The sequence below is a fragment of the Streptomyces sp. NPDC048411 genome (assembly GCF_040704695.1).
In the GTDB taxonomy this organism is placed as follows: Bacteria; Actinomycetota; Actinomycetes; order Streptomycetales; family Streptomycetaceae; genus Streptomyces.
The window spans coordinates 1-5,440 of sequence record NZ_JBEZKL010000246.1 but is presented as its reverse complement, the minus strand read 5'-3'; the positions used below and the strand labels follow the sequence as shown (position 1 = coordinate 5,440).

7 protein-coding genes and 1 pseudogene are annotated in these 5,440 nt (G+C 68.5%); 4 read left to right on the top strand and 4 right to left on the bottom strand.

Annotated elements, in window-relative coordinates; genetic code table 11:
* Window positions 1–113: 113 nt before the first annotated feature.
* Together AB0915_RS38155 and AB0915_RS38150 are read right to left on the bottom strand one after the other, a co-directional pair.
* A complete protein-coding gene (locus tag AB0915_RS38155) occupies window positions 114–557 on the bottom strand; it encodes a hypothetical protein (protein WP_366695862.1) in 444 nt (147 codons plus the stop codon).
* Complete coding sequence (locus AB0915_RS38150; protein WP_366695860.1) at window positions 551–1,009, bottom strand: ATP-binding protein; 459 nt, start codon at window positions 1,007–1,009, stop codon at window positions 551–553. Before AB0915_RS38150 ends, AB0915_RS38155 begins: the two co-directional genes overlap by 7 nt.
* A 205-nt stretch (window positions 1,010–1,214) precedes the next feature.
* Between AB0915_RS38150 and AB0915_RS38145 the strand changes: the two genes are divergently transcribed.
* The 3 genes from AB0915_RS38145 to AB0915_RS38135 all read left to right on the top strand — a co-directional run bounded on the left by AB0915_RS38145 (window position 1,215) and on the right by AB0915_RS38135 (window position 3,193).
* Entirely contained in the window at window positions 1,215–2,075 is an 861-nt protein-coding gene (locus AB0915_RS38145) for a helix-turn-helix transcriptional regulator (protein WP_366695858.1), read from the top strand.
* 3 nt (window positions 2,076–2,078) lie between these two features.
* A complete protein-coding gene (locus AB0915_RS38140; protein WP_358861608.1) occupies window positions 2,079–2,321 on the top strand; it encodes a DUF397 domain-containing protein in 243 nt (80 codons plus the stop codon).
* 68 nt (window positions 2,322–2,389) lie between these two features.
* On the top strand, window positions 2,390–3,193 hold the full coding sequence (locus tag AB0915_RS38135; RefSeq protein WP_366695856.1) for an SAM-dependent methyltransferase: 804 nt from the start codon (window positions 2,390–2,392) through the stop codon (window positions 3,191–3,193).
* 21 nt (window positions 3,194–3,214) lie between these two features.
* Here the strand turns inward: AB0915_RS38135 and AB0915_RS38130 are convergent, their stop codons facing one another.
* Window positions 3,215–4,702 (bottom strand): membrane-associated oxidoreductase, encoded by a 1,488-nt coding sequence (locus tag AB0915_RS38130; protein ID WP_366695854.1) that lies wholly within the window; start codon window positions 4,700–4,702, stop codon window positions 3,215–3,217.
* A 197-nt stretch (window positions 4,703–4,899) separates the two neighbouring features.
* On the opposite strand from AB0915_RS38130, the pseudogene AB0915_RS38125 reads away from it, so the two are divergent.
* Window positions 4,900–5,028: pseudogene (locus AB0915_RS38125) on the top strand (IS30 family transposase); the annotation flags it as partial.
* A gap of 162 nt (window positions 5,029–5,190) precedes the next feature.
* Here the strand turns inward: AB0915_RS38125 and AB0915_RS38120 are convergent.
* A partial coding sequence (locus AB0915_RS38120) for a proprotein convertase P-domain-containing protein (RefSeq protein ID WP_366695852.1) occupies window positions 5,191–5,440 on the bottom strand: 250 nt, incomplete at its 5' end.

Below are 5,440 nucleotides of genomic sequence, written 5' to 3'. Positions count from 1 at the left end.
CACGTCGGCGTGCGCCGCCCCGTCGGCGTCCAGCCGGCACGCGCACCGGTACAGCGCACCAACAGCCTGCAGTACAGCGGGATCCGGTCATCCGCCGGGCGGGGCCGGCCGGATCAGCCGGCGGGTACCGCGTGCGAACCACCGGCCGCCGCCCAGGACGGCGTCACACCCATGACCTGGCACACCATCAGGAAGAGCGGAATGGGCGGGGTGTACGGCGTGCGGCTGTCGGGTGCGTGGATCAGCCGGGGCCGCACGGTGGGGACGTACGCGCCCTTGGCGTACGCGACCTGCGCCGGCCAGTCCAGATCGAGGTCCGAGCCCGCCGGTACGATCCACCACCAGCGGTCGGCGTCCGCGAAGACGCAGCCGGTGCGTGGCAGATGGGACATGAGCCGGAAGCCGTACCCCGCAGGCACCCCCACCGCGTCGCAGCCCAGGCTCGCCGACAGCGCGGGAGGCAGCGGCAGCTGCACGAGGCCATCCCCGGAGCCGGGCAGCCGGGACTCGCGGGAGAGACGCGATCCGAGCAGATGGGACATTGCGCTCCTCAACATGACCGCTCCGTGCCGTGCGGCAGTTCCGCCCAGACGATCCGGCCCGATCCGTCGCCCGCGTCGCGGGATCCCCAGGCGCTGCTCAGAGCGTCGACGAGCAGCAGGCCGCGTCCGTGTTCGTCGTCGGCAGTGCGGCACAGCTTCGGGCCATCCGGCTGGTGCCCCTGGTCCTGCACGGCTATGCGCAGCCGTCTGTCGAGACAGCGCAGCTCGCACACGACGCGCTCGCTCGCGGTGTGCACCACCGCGTTGGTAACCAGTTCCGACACGATCAGGATCGCCGCGTCGTGCGTCTCAGCGTCCACCTGCCACTCGTCCAGCCGGGTCCGTGTCAGCCGCCGCGCACCGGCCACCGATTCCGGATGCGCAGGGAGCGCGAAGCAGTATCGGAGCGCTTCCGTCCCGGGGCTGAGGTCGATGAGCCGGGGGATGAGCGCACTGCCAGGTGCCACGACCGATTCCTCACAGTGGGGGCTTTGTCACGCCGCGCATCCCAGGGCATGAGGGCGGGCATGACTAAGTGAACTGGTTCACTCACCAACTCTCCCCCTGTCGTGAACACTTGGCAAGGGGCACTCTGAAAATTTCAGAGTGGCCGTGTCTTTGGCGGCATATGCATGGCACACTGCTCGCAAACAGCGCATCGGGAGGTCTGAAGTGAGCGAACCGCGGTCCGCCCCGACCGTGGGTCAGGTCGTTCTCGGCAAGCGCCTGCAGGATCTGCGGGAGCGCGTCGGCCTGAGCCGTGACCAGGCTGCCAAGGTGCTCCGGGTAGCTCCCGCGACGATACGCAGGATGGAGACCGCCGAGGTCGCGCTCAAGATCCCCTATGTGCAACTGCTCCTGAAGGCCTACGGGATCGCCGACGAGGAGGCCGAATCCTTCGTCGAGCTGGCCGAGGAGGCCAACAAGCCCGGCTGGTGGCAGCGGTTCCACGACGTCCTGCCCGACTGGTTCAGCATGTACGTCAGCCTGGAGGGCGCAGCGAGCCTCCTGCGCATGTACGAACCACACTTCGTCCCCGGACTCCTGCAGACCGAGGACTACGCCCGATCGGTGATGCGTACCGGCGCCGTCGGCCAGACCCGGCCCGAGGACATCGAGCGCCATGTGGCGCTGCGGATGGAGCGGCAGTCCCTGCTGACGCGGCCGGATGCCCCGAAGCTGTGGGTGGTGATGGACGAGACGGTCCTGCGCCGCCCCGTCGGCAGCGCCGACGCCATGCGCGCGCAGATCGACCGGCTGCTGGACGCCACCGAGATGCCCCATGTGACACTGCAGATCGCGGAGTTCGCGACCGGCCACCACCCGGGCACCTACGGGCCGTTCGTCCTTTTCCGCTTCGCCATCCCCGAACTGCCCGACATGGTGTACAGCGAGTACCTGACGGGCGCCGTCTACTTCGACGCGCGCCCCGAGGTGGCCTCCTACCTCGAAGTCATGGACCGCATGGCGGCTCAGGCCGCAACTGCACAACGCACGAAGGAAATCCTCCGGGACTTCCGCAAGGAGCTGTGATCGATGGACCCCATATACAACGGCATGCCCGCCGGTGAACTCGGCTCCGAAGGCTGGTACAAGCCGTGGAGCGGTGGGAACGGCGGCAACTGTGTCGAGGCCATGAAGCTGGCCGACGGCAGAGTCGCTGTACGCCAGTCCGCTGACCCCGACGGCCCCGCCCTGATCTACACCCACCTCGAGATCGCAGCCTTCATCCAGGGAGCCAAGGCCGGCCAAGCGGACTTCCTCCTTACCGGAACCTGACGCATCCGGCGTCTGTCCTTGCCACACTCAGTCTCAGTTCGCCGATCCAAGGACCCCAGGAGCGCGCCATGACCGGGCACGAGCCCATTGAGATCGACACCAGCAAGCCGCATCCCGCCCGGATGTACGACTGGTTCCTCGGTGGCAAGGACAACTATCCGGTCGACGAACAGATGGCGCGGCAGCTCCTGACCCTCGACGCCCGCGGCCGTGACATGGCCCGGGTCAACCGGGCGTTCATGCACCGCGCCACACGGTGGCTCGCCATCCAGGGCATACGCCAGTTCCTCGACATCGGCACCGGCATCCCCACCGAGCCGAACCTCCACCAGATCGCCCAGCAGACGGCCCCGGACTCGCGCATCGTCTACTGCGACAACGACCCGATCGTCCTTGCGCACGCGGCGGCCCTGCTGCGCTCCACCCCCGAGGGGGCCACGGAGTACATTCAGGTCGATGCCCGCGAGCCGGAGACCATCCTCGAACAGGCGGGCAAGGTACTCGACTTCGGCAAGCCGATCGCTCTGTCCCTGCTGGCCCTGCTGCACTTCCTCGACGACGAGGACGGTGCCGCCGAGATCGTCGACCGGCTCGTGGAGAAGCTCCCCTCGGGCAGCTATCTGGTGCTCTCGCACACCACCGGGGACTTCAACCCCGAGGGTGCGGCACAGGCGTCGGCCCTGTACAAGGCCCGCGGGATGACGCTGCGTCCGCGCTCGCGCGCCGAACTCACCGCGTTCTTCGAGGGACTCGAACTCGTGGGCCCGGGCGTTTCGCTCTCCGCGGACTGGCACCCGGAGCTCGGCGAGGTCATCGACGTGCCCGGTGACGAGCCCGTTCCCGGCTACGCGGGCGTGGCCCGCAAGCCCTGACCTGGGCCGTCACCTGCATGTTCACTGCCTGCTGACCGACCGGGTGATGCCCGCGGCGATCGTCGTCGCGAGCAGCCACCCGGTCGCGATGAGGAAGTACGACAGCCACTGGTACCAGCCCTGCGGGTTGAACGCCCGCTCCTGCCCGAAGTCCACGATCGGCAGAAGCAGGTCCAGTGTGCAGACGAACGGACTGAACGGCGGAGCCCCGTCCGCCTTCAACGGGCTCGGATGGTGCAGCGCGTACACCAGCGACCCGGCCAGCAGCAGCGAGAAGAGCCAGGCGGCGGCCCGCACCGGCCGGAAGCCGTATCCGACGGTGACATCCTGGAGATGCCCCCACAGCCGTGCGTACGCGGGCAGGGTGCCGCGGTGTCTGCGGTGCTTGGCGAGGAGCACCGTGCGCGCGGCGTTGTCATCGCCGATCCGCCGGTACGCCGCCGTCAGCTGCTCGTACGCGTACGGCACATCGCCCTCTTCCTCCTGTTCGAGCAGCGGCAGCCGCCGCTCGGCCGGCAAATGGGGGAGAAGCGTGGTGTACGTCAGCCCGTCGAGCCGGACCAGCTCCGGCCAGACCGACGGGGTGGCATGGATGAGGTCGGCCTTCGCCCGGCACAGATTCACTCTGCCGTCGATCGGGGCGGCCTCCCGGAGCCAGAGTTCGCCGATCGTGCTGCTGATGGCGCGGAGCGCCACGCCGCCCGGGTTGGACAGCCGGGCGTTCGCGAGGTTGAGCTGCCCCGGTATCCGGGCGCCGCGCAGATCGACCCGCCCCTGGACCCGGATCCGTATGCCGTGCAGGTCGGAGCCGACGCCGAGATTCTCGGCATCCAGTGCGGTCGCCCCGGGGTTGTGCAGGTGGGCGTCGTCGAGCCGGATCTGCCCGGTGACGGAGGCGCCGCCGAGCCGGGTCTCGCCGTGCACGACGAGACCAGGCCACCACAAGTCGTCCTCGACGACCGCGTGATTCAGCTGCAGCACCGCCTCGTCGTTGGGCGCGGTCGTACCGTCCGCGTTCACTCCGATGCGGGTCCGGTCGAAGAACAGAGCCTGGGCGATCTTCGAACCGCCGAGCAGCACCGGGCCGGAGATCCGGCAGTCGGTGAGCCGAAGCACGCCGTCGATGCGGACGGTCGCCGCGGTCAGTCCCGGCAGCACCGAACGGCTCAGTGCCAGCTGCCGCAGCCGTGCGCCGTACAGGTTCGGCGTCTGCTCGAAGCGGCATCCGGACAGCGCGACCGCGCACTCCGCGGTCACGTACCGAATGTTCAGAGCGCCGCTGATCCGTGCGCCCAGCACCCGCAGCGCGGGCACCTGCCCGTCCTCCTGCGGGCCGCCGACCAGGAGCGCCCTGAGCACCTCGGCACGTACCGTGCGCTCAGGACCCCAACTGTCCCCGGTCTCCGGATCGTCCTCGGCCGCCACCCCCGTACGGAAATCGACGGCTGTGCCGCGCGGGAAGGCGTCCCGGACACGGCGCTCGGCGGCGGTCAGCTCGGTGATCTCCATCGGCGGGACTCTGGCCCGCAGCCCGACGGAGTGTCAACCCCCAATGTGCGAACCGCGTTCAGCTGTCCAAGGCCCGGTAGTCCTAGCTCGGACACCAGGGAACAAGTAACCCGCCGGTAGGATTCAGGACTTCGTGGTGGAGGCCGCCTTCGGCTGGCGGGGGACAGTCTTGGTCTTGTCGAGGTGCCCGTAAACCGTTCAGCCAGGGCGACCTGGACGCCATCGCCCACGAGCTCAACCACCGTCCGCGCAGGACCCACGGCTACCGCACTCCGGCAGAGGTCTACGCTGACCTCCTGAACAACGGTGATGCACTGACCGCTTGAGCTCGCCGTCGTTTTCATCGTCTTGAAGACTGTCCATCACGGCCTTTGGGTTGATCGACTGTCGACTTCAGCGAGAAGACACGATCACCCAAAGGCCGCCCGGCTGTCAGGCAAACGACGAACCCCACCAAGAAACGATCTTGGTGGGGTTGATGGTCAAGCTCAGAAGGTGAGCTTCCAGCTGTCGATGTAGCCCGTGTCGCGGCGTTCCATGTCCACGACCCGGAGCCTCCAGGTGCCGTCGGCGACCTGGCTGGAGGCGTCCACCGTGTAGGTGGCGCGCAGGTTGGCGGCCGAGTCGCGCCAGTCCCACTTCCTCAGCGGGTACAGCGTGCCGTCGGGGGCGACCAGGTCGATGACCAGGTCACCGCGGTAGGTGTGCTTGATGTCCACGTCCACCTTGAGGTCGCTC

What these genes read in the sequence shown, in the direction of transcription:
- AB0915_RS38155 (WP_366695862.1), bottom strand. Translation starts at nt 557, where the DNA reads ATGTTGAGGAGCGCAATGTCCCATCTGCTCGGATCGCGTCTCTCCCGC.
- AB0915_RS38140 (WP_358861608.1), top strand. Translation starts at nt 2,079, where the DNA reads ATGGACCCCATATACAACGGCATGCCCGCCGGTGAACTCGGCTCCGAA.
- AB0915_RS38135 (WP_366695856.1), top strand. Translation starts at nt 2,390, where the DNA reads ATGACCGGGCACGAGCCCATTGAGATCGACACCAGCAAGCCGCATCCC.
- AB0915_RS38130 (WP_366695854.1), bottom strand. Translation starts at nt 4,702, where the DNA reads ATGGAGATCACCGAGCTGACCGCCGCCGAGCGCCGTGTCCGGGACGCC.